Below are 13850 nucleotides of genomic sequence, written 5' to 3'. Positions count from 1 at the left end.
TGGTTTCGCTTCTCGTGATTCGTGTATTCGGTGGAGGCCTTGGCCGCCCAGAGGGCTAATACTGCAAGACCCGGTCACAGCATTCAACTCAGTCGGCCTTGTCGCCGCCTGCCAGATTCTTTTTTGCCCCGGTCTTGAAGTCGGTTTCGTACCAACCGGTGCCGCTCAGGCGAAAGCCTGGGACAGACAGCAGCTTCTTCAGTGCCGGCGCCTGACAGGCCGGGCAATCGGTCAGCGGCGCGGCGCTGATCTTCTGCAGCGCTTCCATGCGGTGCTCGCAGGACGCACATTGATAGTCATAAAGGGGCATGGGTGTCTCTCGTCAACCATAACGCTGGCTGCCGGGGCAGCAAAAAGCGGGATTATATATGGTTAGCAAGCACTGCGCAGCCCGCCTGGCGATCAGCGTGCACTCGGCGGGTCGAGCAGCCAGGCGACGCAGATCACGCGGATCAGGCCGCTGAAGTTGCGCACCCCGCCCTGGCGCAGATGTACCTCGCGGTCCACATACGACAGCACCGCGCTGACCGAACAGCAGTTGGCCTCGGCGATACGCTCCAGAATGCCCCAGTAGACTGCTTCCAGCCGCAGGCAGGTTGAAAACCCATTGAGCCGGACCGAGCGTGACACCGGCCTGATCTGCAGCATGTCGAAATCGGCTTTGAAGGGGTCGACGCATTGCTTGCCTGGCCAGCAACCCTGGCCAGCGCCCCGCTTGTCCACTTGCCTCGCCATCGGGCCACTCCATCGACTGTCATTGCCCTGCACTTAGGGCCACGGCAACCATGAAGCGCCAGCCTGCGCATCCGCAGCAGCGGCAAAACCTTCCCGCAGAAATGCAGAAAGCCCGGTTGCCGTGACGGCAACCGGGCTTTCAGGCATTTCTGACGCTACGGCGGCTATTTACCGTCAAGCAACACGCGCAGCATCCAGGCAGTTTTTTCGTGTACCTGCATGCGCTGGGTCAGCAAGTCGGCGGTCGGCTCATCGCTGACCTTGTCCACCACCGGGAAGATGCTGCGTGCAGTGCGCACGACCGCTTCCTGGCCTTGCACCAGCTGACGGATCATCTCATCCGCCACCGGCACGCCCTCCTCCTCCTTGATCGAAGAATGCCGCGCATAAAATGCATAGGAACCCGGTGCCGGGAAGCCCAGGGCACGAATCCGCTCGGCGATCGAGTCGACCGCCAGGGCCAGCTCGTTGTATTGCTCTTCGAACATCAGGTGCAGGGTGCGGAACGAAGGGCCGGTGACGTTCCAATGAAAGTTATGGGTTTTCAGATACAGCACATAGGTATCCGACAACAGGCGCGACAGCCCTTCGACGATGGACTTGCGATCTTCTTCACTGATACCGATATCGATTGCCATGAAGTTCCCCTTTCCATAAGGCTTGATGATCAAGCGGGCCCTTCACACTGTATCAACACTTGGCAGAAGCCGCCTGTGACATGGCGCAACACATCGGCTGCGCAGACCTGCGGTTTGAGTAGCCTGCGCCTTTGCTGTTAAATAGGCAGGGTGCCACCCGTGCGGATTGTCATTGCCGGGTGCATAGGCTGGCACACCACGTGTTCGCGCTTTACACCTCATGCGCACCGTGTCGCCAGCTCTTCCTGTGATCAGCTTGTCAACTGTGAGCCAACCCCATGTTCAAGATCGTCCATCTGGTGACGGGCGTAGCGGCTTTGCTGCTATCGCTCATGCCCAGCCTGAAAACCGATGCAACACCCTTCCTGCAGCAACCCGATGCGGTCTACCTGGCACTGCTCGGCCTGCTTAACCTGGTATTGGCCCCGGTCTTGCCGCTGTACTACCGAGGTGCACGGCAACAACTGCAACACCTGGCCTGCGCCTTGCTGGTGGTCGCCGTGGTACTGCAGACCCTGACCTTGCTGGCTCGGCCCGAGATGGGCAACCTGGCTGCGCTGGTCTGCGCGGTGCTGGCCGTGGCCCTGCACCTGGCCGCAGGCTTCGCCCGCGGCCCCCGCAAGGCCCGCAACAGCCAGAGCGCCCCACTGGAGGCCGGCAACCGCGATACGGGCACCGTGAAGTGGTTCAATACCTCCAAAGGCTTTGGCTTCATTTCCCGCGATTCGGGCGATGACATCTTTGTGCACTTCCGCGCTATTCGCGGCGAAGGCCACCGGATTCTGGTGGAAGGCCAGCGCGTCGAGTTTTCGGTCATGCACCGTGACAAAGGCCTGCAGGCCGAAGATGTGGTGGCAGTAACCCGTCGCTGACCTTGCCAGCCCTGGTGCAATGCCAGGGCTGCCTGAACTCAATAATGAGGGGGCGGCGCCTCTTCTCCCTCGCTGCCGTACTGCCCTACCATTTCTTCGTAACGCTTGAGCAGTTCGGCCATCTGCAGTTGCAAGCGGTCGATCACACGCCCCTGCTCGACCACCACATCATTCAGCGCCTGGAGCGTGTCGTCCTGGAACGCCTGGCGGGTTTCAAGCTCGATGATTCGCGATTCAGGTGACATGTCAGGCCTCCTGGTAATCGTTGTCGAGCAGCGTGCGAAGGCGCTGACGGATGGCGTCGACCTGCCCTGGCGCATACTCGACCGCAGGCACCTTGCCCCACACCGGCGCAGGCCAGGCAGCATCGCCATGGCGGCGAACGATGACGTGCATGTGCAGCTGGCTGACCACATTGCCCAGCGTGGCAATGTTCATCTTGTCAGCCTTGAACTCGCCCTTGAGCGCCTGCGCCAGGTCAGTGGTTTCCTTGAACAGCTGCGCTTGGTCTTCCTGGCTCAAGTCGAACACTTCGCTCACGCCGGCGCGCTTGGGCACCAGGATGAACCAGGGGTAATTGGCATCTTTGCTAAGCAGCAGACGGCACAACGGGAAGTCTCCAAGCACCAGGGAGTCCTGCTGCAAACGCGTATCCATCTCAAACAATGCAAAACCTCCAACAGACAAAAACGGGCCCGTCCTACACGGGACATTGGGCAAGGATACCTTGCTTCGCCGGCGCCGGCATGCAAGCGCTGCGGTGCGCTGCACACTTTAAGTTCATCTACGCCCCCCGCCTGCACAACTGCGGTAACACAGCGCTACTTTTCGCACCAAAATGAGGCCGCAAACGAGCACACCACTACGCTTTTACCCACTCGAATGACACTGCATTAACAGTGGCCGGTAACACATTGACTTTTATGACAGCTTTTGGGTTTGAAATGCCTAACTTATCTGGCACACCATCAGACAAGCCTCAGCCCGTGTTTCCGGTACTTTCCGACCTTCGGCACCCCCATTTGTGAAAATTTCATGAACCGGGGTTAATTTTGTGCACGCTTGTTGCATTCCCTCCACACCAAGTCGGCACGACATCTGCATCAAGGGATGTACGCGACAAATAACAACAGCCGCTTTGGATACACCAGGGAGTTTCCCTAGCCGTAATCTGTAGTTACAGATTCGTTACGGCGACAGGAACGGCGCTGGCGTTGTACGGCCCGGGAATCCGGGACGTGATTTGCGACATGGAATTACCTACAAGCGACATGACCATAAAGTTCCCGAAAGGTTCTATATGCCCATATCGCCAACAACAGTCAGCGTGCTATACATTTCCGCCGACATAACAAGAAAGAGCTGCCCCATATAACTAAAAGACTTGGGCGCAGCGGTACTCTTCCTAAAAACCAAAGGAGCAAATCACGATGCGCGTGATGAAGTGGAGCATGATCGCCCTGGCCGTTTCGGCAGGGACCTCGCAATTGGCCTTCGCCTCTGCACAAGACGAGTCCAAGGGTTTCATCGAAGACAGCCAGCTGAACGTCAAAACTCGCATGCTGTACTTCAGCCGTGACTTCCGCAACAACCCAGCCGGCACCCAGAGCCGCGTGGAAGAAACCGGCCTTGGCTTCCTCGGCACTTACGAATCGGGCTTCACCCAGGGCACCGTAGGCTTCGGCGTCGACGCCATCGGCATGCTTGGCCTGAAGCTGGACAGCGGCCGTGGCCGTGCCGGCACCGGCCTGTTCCCACAAGGCTCCGACGGTCGCTCGCAAGATGATTACTCCGAAGGCGGTGGCGCTGTAAAAGTGCGCATCTCCAATACCGTGCTGAAGTTCGGCGACCAGTTCACCGCCATGCCAGTATTCGCCACCGACGACAGCCGACTGCTGCCGGAAGTTGCCGAAGGCGGCCTGATCACCAGCAACGAGATCAGCGGCCTGACCCTGAACGCCGGTCACTTCACCGCGATGAATGCCCAGGCTCAGACCTACCACGACAGCCTGAACCTGACCGAAGCCAACATCTTCGGTGGCACCTACGCCTTTACCGACAGCCTCAGCACCAGCATCTACTACTCGCGCGTCGAAGATCACTTCCGCAAGTGGTACGGCAACGTGAACTGGGCGCTGCCGATCAGCGACAAGCAAGGCCTGGTGTTCGACTTCAACATCTATGACACCAAGTCCATCGGCGACAACCGCACTGGCGCGTTCGTCACCAAGTCCGACGGCAGCAACGAACTCGACAACATCGCAGCCAGCCTGTCCGGCGCCTACAACATCGGCGCCCACACCTTTACCCTGGCCTACCAGAAGGTCAGCGGTGACGGCGACTACGCCTACGGCGTAGACGGCGGCGGTACCGTGTTCCTGGCCAACTCCATCGCCCGTTCCGACTTCAACGCCGAAGACGAGAAATCCTGGCAGGCGCGCTACGACCTGAACTTCGCCGAGTTCGGCGTGCCAGGCCTGACCTTCATGACCCGTTATGCTCGCGGTAGCGGTGCAACCACCCGCACCACCGACAACGGCAAGGAATGGGAACGCGACATCGACGTCAAGTACGTCATGCAGAGCGGCCCAGCGAAGGACCTGAGCTTCCGTGTCCGTCAGGCCACTTACCGCTCCAGCGACGGTGTGTACTACGGTTCGAGCTCGATCGACGAACTGCGTCTGATCGTCGAGTACCCGCTGAGCATCCTGTAAGCCTCGCTTATAGTGCCCCGCACCTGAAAAAGCCCGGCACGATTGCCGGGCTTTTTCTTGGCTGACAATTGCCACGCCCTGGGGCATCCTGTACGCCTTCGTTTCACCCCCGTACAATGCGGGGTCATTTCAACGTCTTAGGCAATCGACACGGCCCACCATGCGCACCAGTCAATATTTGCTCGCCACCCAGAAAGAAACCCCTGCCGACGCAGTGGTCATCAGCCACCAGCTCATGCTGCGCGCCGGCATGATCCGCAAACTGGCCTCGGGCCTGTACACCTGGCTGCCGATGGGCTTGCGAGTAATGCGCAAGGTCGAAGCCGTGGTCCGCGAAGAAATGAACGCCGCCGGCGCCCTGGAAGTGCTGATGCCTAGCATCCAGCCCGCCGAACTGTGGCAGGAATCCGGCCGCTGGGAGCAGTATGGCCCCGAGCTGCTGCGCCTCAAAGACCGCCACAACCGTGATTTCTGCGTTGGCCCGACCCACGAAGAAGTCATCACCGACCTGGCCCGTAACGAGCTGTCCAGCTATAAACAGCTGCCGCTCAGCATGTACCAGATCCAGACCAAATTCCGTGACGAGATCCGCCCGCGCTTCGGCCTGATGCGCGGCCGCGAGTTCATCATGAAGGACGCCTATTCCTTCCATGCCGACCAGGCTTCCCTGCAGGAAACCTACGACCGCATGCACCAGGCGTACACCAACATCTTTACCCGCCTGGGCCTGGACTTCCGCCCTGTGCAGGCCGACACCGGCTCCATCGGTGGCAGCTATTCGCACGAGTTCCACGTTTTGGCCGAGTCCGGCGAAGACGATGTGATCTTCAGCGACAGCTCCGACTACGCCGCCAACATCGAGAAGGCCGAGGCCATCCCGCGTGAAACCGTGCGCCCTGCCCCTGCCGAAGAGCTGCGCCTGGTCGACACCCCGGACGCCAAGACCATCGCGCAACTGGTCGAGCAGTTCGGCCTGCCGATCGAGAAAACCGTCAAGACCTTGATCGTGCGCGGCGCCGAAGAAGGCAAGCTGATCGCCCTGATCGTCCGTGGTGACCACGAGCTCAACGAAATCAAGGCCACCAAACTGGAACAGGTTGCCGACCCGCTGGTCATGGCTACCGAAGCCGAACTGCATGACGCCATTGGCGCCGGCGCAGGTTCGCTCGGCCCGCTGAACCTGCCGCTGGAATGCATCATCGACCGTTCGGTTGCCCTGATGAGCGACTTCGGCATCGGCGCCAACATCGACGACAAGCACTACTTCGGCGTCAACTGGGAACGCGACCTGCCGGTACCGCAAGTCGCCGACCTGCGTAATGTCGTCGAAGGCGACCCGAGCCCGGACGGCCAGGGCACCCTGGTGATCAAGCGCGGCATCGAAGTCGGGCACATCTTCCAGCTCGGCACCAAGTACAGCGAGGCGCTCAAGTGCCAGGTACTGGGCGAGAACGGCAAGCCGGTGGTGCTGTCGATGGGTTGCTACGGCATCGGCGTTTCCCGCGTGGTCGCCGCCGCGATCGAGCAGAGCTACGACGACAAAGGCATCATCTGGAACGATGCCCTGGCGCCGTTCCAGATCGCCCTGGTGCCGCTGCGCTACGAAACCGACGTTGTTCGCGAGGCTACCGACAAGCTGTATGCCGAACTGACCGCCGCCGGTTTTGAAGTATTGCTGGACGACCGCGACAAGAAGACCAGCCCAGGCATCAAGTTTGCCGACATGGAGCTGATCGGCATTCCGCACCGCATCGTCGTCAGCGACCGCGGCCTGGCCGAAGGCAACCTGGAATACAAGCACCGCACCGAACAGGATGCTCAAGCGCTGCCACTCAATGAAGTGCTGTCGTTCCTGCAGGCCCGCGTTCGCCGCTGATAATCAATGCACGAGTGATCATGTCCAAGCGAAGTACCTTTACCCTGGGGGGCGCCGCACTTAGCGGCGCCCTGCTCATCAGCGGCTGCGCCAACCAGATGTCCCAGCGCAGCGAGCATGAGGAGCGCGTCGAGCGCAAGTTGCTCGAACACAGTCTGCAGATCGATGTCGGCGAGCCGAAGGTGATGGAGCTGCCGCAACGACGTGTGCGCGTGCATGAGCAGAAGCGCTTCGAAGTCACCGAATTCGAAGTCACCCGTCGCTACGACCGCTACACGCCCTACCAGCCCTGGCGGGAGGTCTACGAGATCCCGCTGGGCGCGGTGGCTGTGGTGGCCGGCGTGGGCGCCAACGTGGTCAATGTGTTCGCCTTGGGCAACCTGCCCGAAAGCGTCACCCACGACTGGCTCAGCTATGGCGTGGCGGGGCTCAACCCGTTCATGAACGTGCAGTCCAACGGTCGCGCCCAGCAGAACCTGGCCGGGATCAGCGAAGTGCAGAAGGACCAGCGCGAAGAATCCACCAGCCTGCCCTGGAGCGAGCGCCTGGTCGAGGTCAAGGCCGGCAAGATGACCCACGAGCTGACCACCGACAGAAACGGCGTACTGCGCCTGAACCTGCTCGACAGCCCGTTCTCCGAGCAGAACCTCAACCACATTGGTACCCTGCACTTGCAGGTGGTCGATGAGGACAACGCGGTGCGCGGTGACGCCAGCCTGCTGGTCAGCGCCACCCTGCGCAACAAGCTGCTCGAAGCCCACGAACTGATCTTCGACGACCTGGAAGACGATGATGTCGGCCAGTGGGTACACCGGGTCAAACGCTTGTCCGAACTGGGCCTGGAAGAGGAAGCCAGCGAAATGGAGCAGAGCCTGATCGAGCTGACGCGCAACGATCCGGAACTGCAGCAGGAGTTTCTGCAATCGCTGACCAAGGCAACCGGGCGATTGGTCGCCGACCCTGGCGTGCAGTGAACTGATTCAGGGGCCGCTTTGCGGCCCCTTTCATTTAGGCGGGAACAATTCCAACTGTTCATGCGCCCCGCGCAAGTCCTTCAACCTCACCCCTACCCCCAGCAAGCGCACTGGCTTGCCGCCCCGGGCAAACGCCTGCCGCAGTAACTGCCGATAACTTTCCAGGTCCCTGCCTGCCCCCGCCTGCTCCATCGTCGTCTGGCTGAAGTCATGGAACTTGACCTTGACGAAAGGCTTGTCTGGCCGGTAACTGCTGTCCATGCGGGCAATACGTTCATTAAGGCTGTCGAGCAACGCAGGAAGACGCTCCAGGCAACTGGCCAGGTCTGGCAGGTCGGTGTCGTAGGTATTTTCCACACTGACCGACTGCCTGCGGCTGTCGTTGTGCACGGCGCGGTCATCAATACCCCGCGCCAGCCCCCACAACCGCTCACCAAAGCTGCCGAACTCGCGCACCAGCGCCAAGCGCGACCAGTCACGCAGGTCCAGGCAGGTATCGATACCCAGCCGCGCCAGTTTGTCTGCCGTAACCTTGCCCACGCCGTGCAACCTGGCCACCGGCAAGGCCGCGACAAAGGCTTCGACTTCACCCGGGGTTATGACAAACAGCCCGTTGGGCTTGCGCCAGTCGCTGGCGATCTTGGCCAGGAACTTGTTGGGTGCAACACCCGCCGACACGGTGATATGCAAGGTACGGGCAACGCGCCGGCGGATATCTTCGGCGATTCGCGTGGCGCTGCCGGCATACCACTGGCTATCGCTCACATCCAGGTAGGCTTCATCCAGCGACAGCGGCTCGATCAGCTCGGTGTAGTCACGGAAAATGGCGTGAATCTCACGGGATGCCTCGCGATAGGCTTCAAAGCGTGGCTTGACGATCAACAAGTCAGGGCAAAGCTTGAGCGCATGCCGCGATGACATGGCCGAGCGCACACCATAGGCCCGCGCTTCATAATTACAGGTGGCGATCACCCCGCGGTGGTCGGCCGACCCGCCTACGGCCATGGGCCGACCGGCCAGGCGCGGGTCATCACGCATTTCGATTGCGGCATAGAAACAATCGCAGTCGACATGGATGATCTTGCGCAAGGACATGGATGACCGTCAGTACTGTAAATTCATACAGATAATATCGCATGCCTCCTACGCTGCAACAGATTGCACGCCGCTTGCCTCGACAATCGGCCTGAAAGCCCCGCCGCGCCTGAGCCACGTGCTTTGAGCGAATGCTAAGGGTTTGAACGAAAAAGGTTTTTTAGGAATAATGCTTGACATAGCTGCGTAAATCCGTAGAATTCGATCTCACAGGCGCGGGATGGAGCAGCCTGGTAGCTCGTCGGGCTCATAACCCGAAGGTCGTCGGTTCAAATCCGGCTCCCGCAACCAGATTCGAGAAAAGGCCACTGTTAACGCAGTGGCCTTTTTCTTTGCCCGTAGAAAAGCAATTGGCAAAAACTGGCGAGAAATCAATTACTAGCGCTTGACACTGATTCAATAAACTGTAGAATGCGCCCCACAGACGCGGGATGGAGCAGTCTGGTAGCTCGTCGGGCTCATAACCCGAAGGTCGTCGGTTCAAATCCGGCTCCCGCAACCAGCTTTAAGAAAAGGCCACTGTTAACGCAGTGGCCTTTTTCTTTGCATCGAAAATGATGCCGAAGAAAAAAGATCGATAAATCAACAATTAACGCTTTACACAGTTTCAACAAGCTGTAGAATGCGCACCTCTGACGCGGGATGGAGCAGTCTGGTAGCTCGTCGGGCTCATAACCCGAAGGTCGTCGGTTCAAATCCGGCTCCCGCAACCATATTCGTCAGAACAAACCCCGCCTGTGTAACAGCAGCGCGGGGTTTGTTGTTTTACGCCCCCTGCATTTCGTCGCCTTGGAAATGCCTTGCCATCAGCCTACCCCCCAGGCTTGAGATGTCGCCCCCTGGATGAACTATCTTTAACCCTGCCAGGCAGCTGAAAGCGCCTGTGCCCGGAGTAACATTGGATACGTTTTCCTAAGGGACTTTCACTTGGCCGCACCTCGCCCTCACCTCGCGCTGCCTGCTCGGGGTATTGATTCATGACTTCCCACAACCCCGAACCTCCGGTGCCCCTTGCTTCGGTGCTACCCACGGCCGCGCAGCGCCTGCCCCTGATCGAGCGAATGAGCCGCTATCGTCAACCCATCGGCCTGGCGGTGACGCTGATACTGTTCGCCATGGCGCTGGTTGCCTGCCGCCACCTGCTGAGCGAGCTGGACATCTACGCCTTGCACGATGCCATGCTCAGCGTGCCGACGCAGTCGCTGCTGGGGGCCTTGCTGGCCACGGCTGTCGGGTTCGTGATTCTGCTGGGGTACGAGTGGTCGGCCAGCCGCTATGCCGGGGTAAAACTGCCAGCGAGCAGTTTGATACTGGGCGGCTTCAGCGCTTTCGCCATTGGTAACGCCATCGGCCTGTCGATGCTGTCTGGTGGTTCGGTGCGCTATCGCCTGTATGCCCGCCAAGGACTGGGGGCTGGCGAAGTGGCGCGGATGACCGTGTTTGCCAGCCTGTCCCTGGGGTGTGCGCTGCCCCCCCTGGCTGCTCTGGCGACCTTGAGCGACCTGCCAGCAGCCTCGACCGCACTGGGCCTTTCGCCGGGGTTGCTGGCCGGCATCGCGGCAGCCGTGCTGGTGCTGGCTGCCGTGCTGGTGCTCGGGCTTTACCGCAAGCGCCTGGCCGAACAGCCCTTGGCCGACAACCTGCTGGTTCAGCTGGGCCGGCGTACCCTGCGCCTGCCAAACGGTCGCCTCGCCTCGCTGCAATTGCTGATCACCGCCCTGGATGTGGCCGCCGCCGCCACCGTGCTGTATCTCCTGCTGCCAGAAGCCCCGCCATTTGGCGCTTTCATCCTGGTGTACCTGCTGGCCCTGGCCGCAGGCGTGCTCAGCCATGTGCCAGGGGGCGTCGGGGTGTTCGAGGCGATCTTGCTGGCAGCCTTTGCCGACCAGCTGGGTGCCGCGCCACTGGCTGCGGCCCTGCTGCTCTATCGCCTGATCTATGTGGTGTTGCCGCTGCTGCTGGCGTGTGTGCTGCTGCTGGCCAACGAAGCCCGGCGCCTGCTGTTCGCGCAACAGGCCATCAAGGCGGCCTCTGGGCTGGCGGCGCCGGTGCTGTCGATTCTGGTGTTTCTGTCCGGGGTGGTGCTGCTGTTCTCGGGGGCCACGCCCGAGATCGACACGCGCCTGGAACACATGGGCTTTCTGGTCCCCCACCGCCTGATCGATGCTTCGCACTTCGGCGCCAGCCTGATCGGCGTGCTGTGCCTGCTGCTGGCCCAAGGCTTGCGCCGGCGCCTGTCCGCAGCCTGGCTGCTGACCACCACCTTGCTGCTGGTCGGCGCATTGTTGTCATTGCTCAAGGGCTTCGACTGGGAAGAAGCCTGCCTGCTGACGTTCACCGCCGCGCTGCTGGCCCTGTTCCGCCGTTCGTTCTACCGCCCCAGCCGCCTGCTGGAACTGCCCTTCTCTCCGGTGTTTCTGGTGGCCAGCGCCTGCGTGGTCGGGGCCTCGGTATGGCTGCTGCTGTTCGCCTACCAGGATGTGCCCTACAGCCACCAGCTGTGGTGGCAGTTCACCCTGGATGCCGATGCACCGCGGGGCCTGCGCGCCGCCATGGGCAGCGCCGTGCTGCTGGTGGCTGTCGCCCTGACCTGGCTGCTGCGCACCGCACCGCCGGTCATCCACCTGCCTGACGACGCAGAACTGCAACGCGCCAACCGCATCCTGCTGGCATCCGACCAGCCCGATGGCGGCCTGGCCCTGACCGGCGACAAGGCTTTGCTGTTCCACCCGCGCGACAACGCCTTCCTTATGTACGCCCGTCGCGGTCGCAGCCTGGTGGCCTTGTATGACCCGATCGGCCCCGCCCAGGAGCGCGCCGAGATGATCTGGCAGTTCCGCGACCTGTGCGATCTGCACCACGCCAGGCCGGTGTTTTATCAGGTCCGCGCGGAGAACCTGCCGTTCTACATGGACATTGGCCTGACCGCGCTGAAACTTGGCGAGGAGGCCCGGGTCGACCTGCGCCGCTTCGACCTCGAAGCCAAGGGCAAGGAGATGAAAGACCTGCGCTACACCTGGAACCGCGGTGGCCGTGACGGCCTCAGCCTGGAAATCCACGAACCCGGTCACGCGCCACTGATAGCGCTCAAGGAAATCTCCGATGCCTGGCTGGGTGGCAAGAACGTGCGCGAGAAAGGCTTCTCGCTCGGTCGCTTCAGCCCCGAGTACCTGCAGCACTTTCGCATCGCCCTGATTCGCTTCCAGGGCCGGCCGGTGGCCTTTGCCAACCTGTTGGAAACCCACGGCCGCGAGCTGGCCAGCCTCGACCTGATGCGGGCTCACCCTGAAGCTCCGAAGCTGACCATGGAGTTCATGATGATAGGGCTCATCCTGCACTACAAAAGCCACGACTACGCCCGCTTCAGCCTGGGCATGGTCCCGCTGTCCGGGCTGCAGCCACGGCGCGGCGCGCCCTTGACCCAGCGCCTGGGTTCAATGGTGTTCCGCCGTGGCGAACAGCTCTACAACTTCCAGGGGCTTCGACGCTTCAAGGACAAATTCCAACCGGACTGGGAACCCCGTTACATGGCCGTGCCGGCGGGGCTCGACCCGCTGGTGGCACTGGCCGACACTGCCGCCCTCATCGCTGGCGGCCTGACTGGATTGGTGAAACGCTGATGATCCGACGCTATTGGCTCTACCTGGCGATTCCACTGCTGCTGGCCGCCCTGGGCGGTGCCGTGGCCTTCTGGCTATGGACGCGCCCTGCGCCTGAGGCGCACCTCGAACAGCTGTCCCTCAACAACCTCAGCATCACCCGCGTGACCCCGGGCGTGCACGCCAAGGCCCGGGTCGCCATCGGCGTCCCTCAGGACCAGGCCCTGACCGACAAGCAGTTGCTGGACCTGAGCCAGGCTGGGGAAGCGCAACTGGTGCAGGTGATCCTGCCACCCAACGACTGCACCCGGCAGCAACAAGCGCTGGACCTGGCGGTGACCCAGCTGTCCGAAAAACCGACCCTGGTGGCCGGTATCGGCCCAGGCGCGGCGCAGGCCTGGCGCTGGCTGGCGGCACAGACCGACGACAAGGCGCGGGCCATTTCCGTGGACTTCAGCCTGGAGCAACCCGGCTGCCAGGCCGCGCTACCCAAAGCGGCGCCCCATGGCCACTGGAACGTCGCCTGGAACGACAACCCGGATGACGCCAGCGCAGCCTTCGTGCGCGACCAGGCCAACGCCGAAACCAGCATCAGCGATTACGACATCCATTTGCCGCAGGTGCTCAAGTCACAGCTGACCCAAGCCCTGGTCGGCCACGACGGCAACGCCCTGGCCATTCCGGTGGTCGAGGTGCCGGCAGGGCAAACTACCGACACCGTCACCCTGTTCCTCTCCGGGGATGGCGGCTGGCGCGACCTGGACCGCGACGTGGCCGGGGAAATGGCCAAGCTGGGCTACCCGGTGGTCGGCATCGACACGCTGCGTTATTACTGGCAACACAAGACCCCCGAGCAGAGCGCCGCAGACCTGTCGGAACTGATGCAGCACTACCGCCAGAAATGGGGAACCAAGCGCTTTGTATTGACCGGCTACTCGTTTGGCGCCGACGTGCTGCCGGCGATCTACAACCGCTTGCCGGCCGAGGATCAGCAGCGTATCGACGCGGTGATGCTACTGGCCTTCGCCCGTAGCGGCAGCTTCGAGATCGAGGTGGAAGGCTGGCTGGGCAAAGAAGGCCAAGAGGCGCCAACCGGGCCGGAAATGGCCCGGCTGCCGGCGTCCAAAGTGGTGTGTGTGTATGGCGTGGAAGAGACCGACGAGAGCGGCTGCACCGAGAAGACGGCGGTGGGCGAGCGCCTGAAGCTGCCGGGTGGGCACCACTTCGACGAGAACTACCCGGCCCTGGCCAAGCGCCTGATCGGTGAGATCGAGACGCGCCAGGGCAAGTCGAGCGTGGCCGAGCAGAATTGAGCCACGCCCAACCCTCTACGCAGATCAGGCACCC

12 protein-coding genes and 3 tRNA genes are annotated in these 13850 nt (G+C 61.7%); 9 read left to right on the top strand and 6 right to left on the bottom strand.

The genetic code is table 11. The annotated features are described in order from the left end of the window. Window positions 1-88: 88 nt before the first annotated feature. From DJ563_RS00270 to DJ563_RS00260, 3 genes are all read right to left on the bottom strand, one after another. Window positions 89-310, bottom strand: coding sequence for an FmdB family zinc ribbon protein (locus tag DJ563_RS00270; protein WP_033699849.1), 222 nt, complete (start codon window positions 308-310; stop codon window positions 89-91). A gap of 92 nt (window positions 311-402) precedes the next feature. Continuing rightward, window positions 403-735: a ribbon-helix-helix domain-containing protein gene (locus tag DJ563_RS00265; protein WP_434518630.1), complete on the bottom strand. Its 333-nt coding sequence runs from the start codon at window positions 733-735 to the stop codon at window positions 403-405. A 164-nt stretch (window positions 736-899) separates the two neighbouring features. Next, window positions 900-1373 (bottom strand): Dps family protein, encoded by a 474-nt coding sequence (locus DJ563_RS00260; protein WP_016392255.1) that lies wholly within the window; start codon window positions 1371-1373, stop codon window positions 900-902. Between the two features lie 278 nt (window positions 1374-1651). Here DJ563_RS00260 and DJ563_RS00255 point away from each other — a divergent pair, with 278 nt between their 5' ends. Beyond that, entirely contained in the window at window positions 1652-2245 is a 594-nt protein-coding gene (locus tag DJ563_RS00255) for a cold-shock protein (protein ID WP_274099589.1), read from the top strand. 38 nt (window positions 2246-2283) lie between these two features. On the opposite strand, the gene DJ563_RS00250 is transcribed toward DJ563_RS00255, so the two are convergent. Together DJ563_RS00250 and DJ563_RS00245 are read right to left on the bottom strand one after the other, a co-directional pair. Continuing rightward, complete coding sequence (locus DJ563_RS00250; protein ID WP_186658305.1) at window positions 2284-2490, bottom strand: SlyX family protein; 207 nt, start codon at window positions 2488-2490, stop codon at window positions 2284-2286. Between the two features lies 1 nt (window position 2491). Further along, window positions 2492-2911: an HIT family protein gene (locus DJ563_RS00245; RefSeq protein WP_274099588.1), complete on the bottom strand. Its 420-nt coding sequence runs from the start codon at window positions 2909-2911 to the stop codon at window positions 2492-2494. Window positions 2912-3675: 764 nt separating this feature from the next. Between DJ563_RS00245 and DJ563_RS00240 the strand changes: the two genes are divergently transcribed. From DJ563_RS00240 to DJ563_RS00230, 3 genes are all read left to right on the top strand, one after another. Beyond that, window positions 3676-4959, top strand: coding sequence for an OprD family porin (locus DJ563_RS00240; protein WP_274099587.1), 1284 nt, complete (start codon window positions 3676-3678; stop codon window positions 4957-4959). 160 nt (window positions 4960-5119) lie between these two features. Next, the gene (locus tag DJ563_RS00235; RefSeq protein ID WP_274099586.1) at window positions 5120-6835 is read left to right on the top strand and encodes a proline--tRNA ligase; all 1716 of its coding nucleotides are present in this window, start codon (window positions 5120-5122) and stop codon (window positions 6833-6835) included. A 20-nt stretch (window positions 6836-6855) separates the two neighbouring features. Further along, on the top strand, window positions 6856-7809 hold the full coding sequence (locus DJ563_RS00230) for a lipoprotein (protein WP_033699859.1): 954 nt from the start codon (window positions 6856-6858) through the stop codon (window positions 7807-7809). A 30-nt stretch (window positions 7810-7839) separates the two neighbouring features. Here DJ563_RS00230 and dinB read toward each other — a convergent pair whose 3' ends face one another. Continuing rightward, complete coding sequence (gene dinB / locus DJ563_RS00225) at window positions 7840-8898, bottom strand: DNA polymerase IV (RefSeq protein ID WP_177326494.1); 1059 nt, start codon at window positions 8896-8898, stop codon at window positions 7840-7842. A 220-nt stretch (window positions 8899-9118) separates the two neighbouring features. On the opposite strand from dinB, the gene DJ563_RS00220 reads away from it, so the two are divergent. From DJ563_RS00220 to DJ563_RS00200, 5 genes are all read left to right on the top strand, one after another. Then, window positions 9119-9195: transfer RNA gene (locus tag DJ563_RS00220), tRNA-Met, on the top strand. 134 nt (window positions 9196-9329) lie between these two features. After that, window positions 9330-9406 (top strand) — tRNA-Met (locus tag DJ563_RS00215). Window positions 9407-9540: 134 nt separating this feature from the next. After that, a tRNA-Met gene (locus DJ563_RS00210) sits at window positions 9541-9617 on the top strand. Between the two features lie 264 nt (window positions 9618-9881). After that, window positions 9882-12524 (top strand): bifunctional lysylphosphatidylglycerol flippase/synthetase MprF, encoded by a 2643-nt coding sequence (gene mprF / locus DJ563_RS00205; RefSeq protein WP_434518629.1) that lies wholly within the window; start codon window positions 9882-9884, stop codon window positions 12522-12524. Continuing rightward, window positions 12524-13816, top strand: coding sequence for a virulence factor family protein (locus tag DJ563_RS00200; protein ID WP_274099943.1), 1293 nt, complete (start codon window positions 12524-12526; stop codon window positions 13814-13816). Before mprF ends, DJ563_RS00200 begins: the two co-directional genes overlap by 1 nt. The last annotated feature ends 34 nt before the right edge of the window (window positions 13817-13850 follow it).

Source organism: Pseudomonas sp. NFX1 (genome assembly GCF_051123555.1).
Lineage (GTDB): Bacteria > Pseudomonadota > Gammaproteobacteria > Pseudomonadales > Pseudomonadaceae > Aquipseudomonas > Aquipseudomonas capeferrum.
This window is presented reverse-complemented; position numbering and strand designations above follow the sequence as displayed.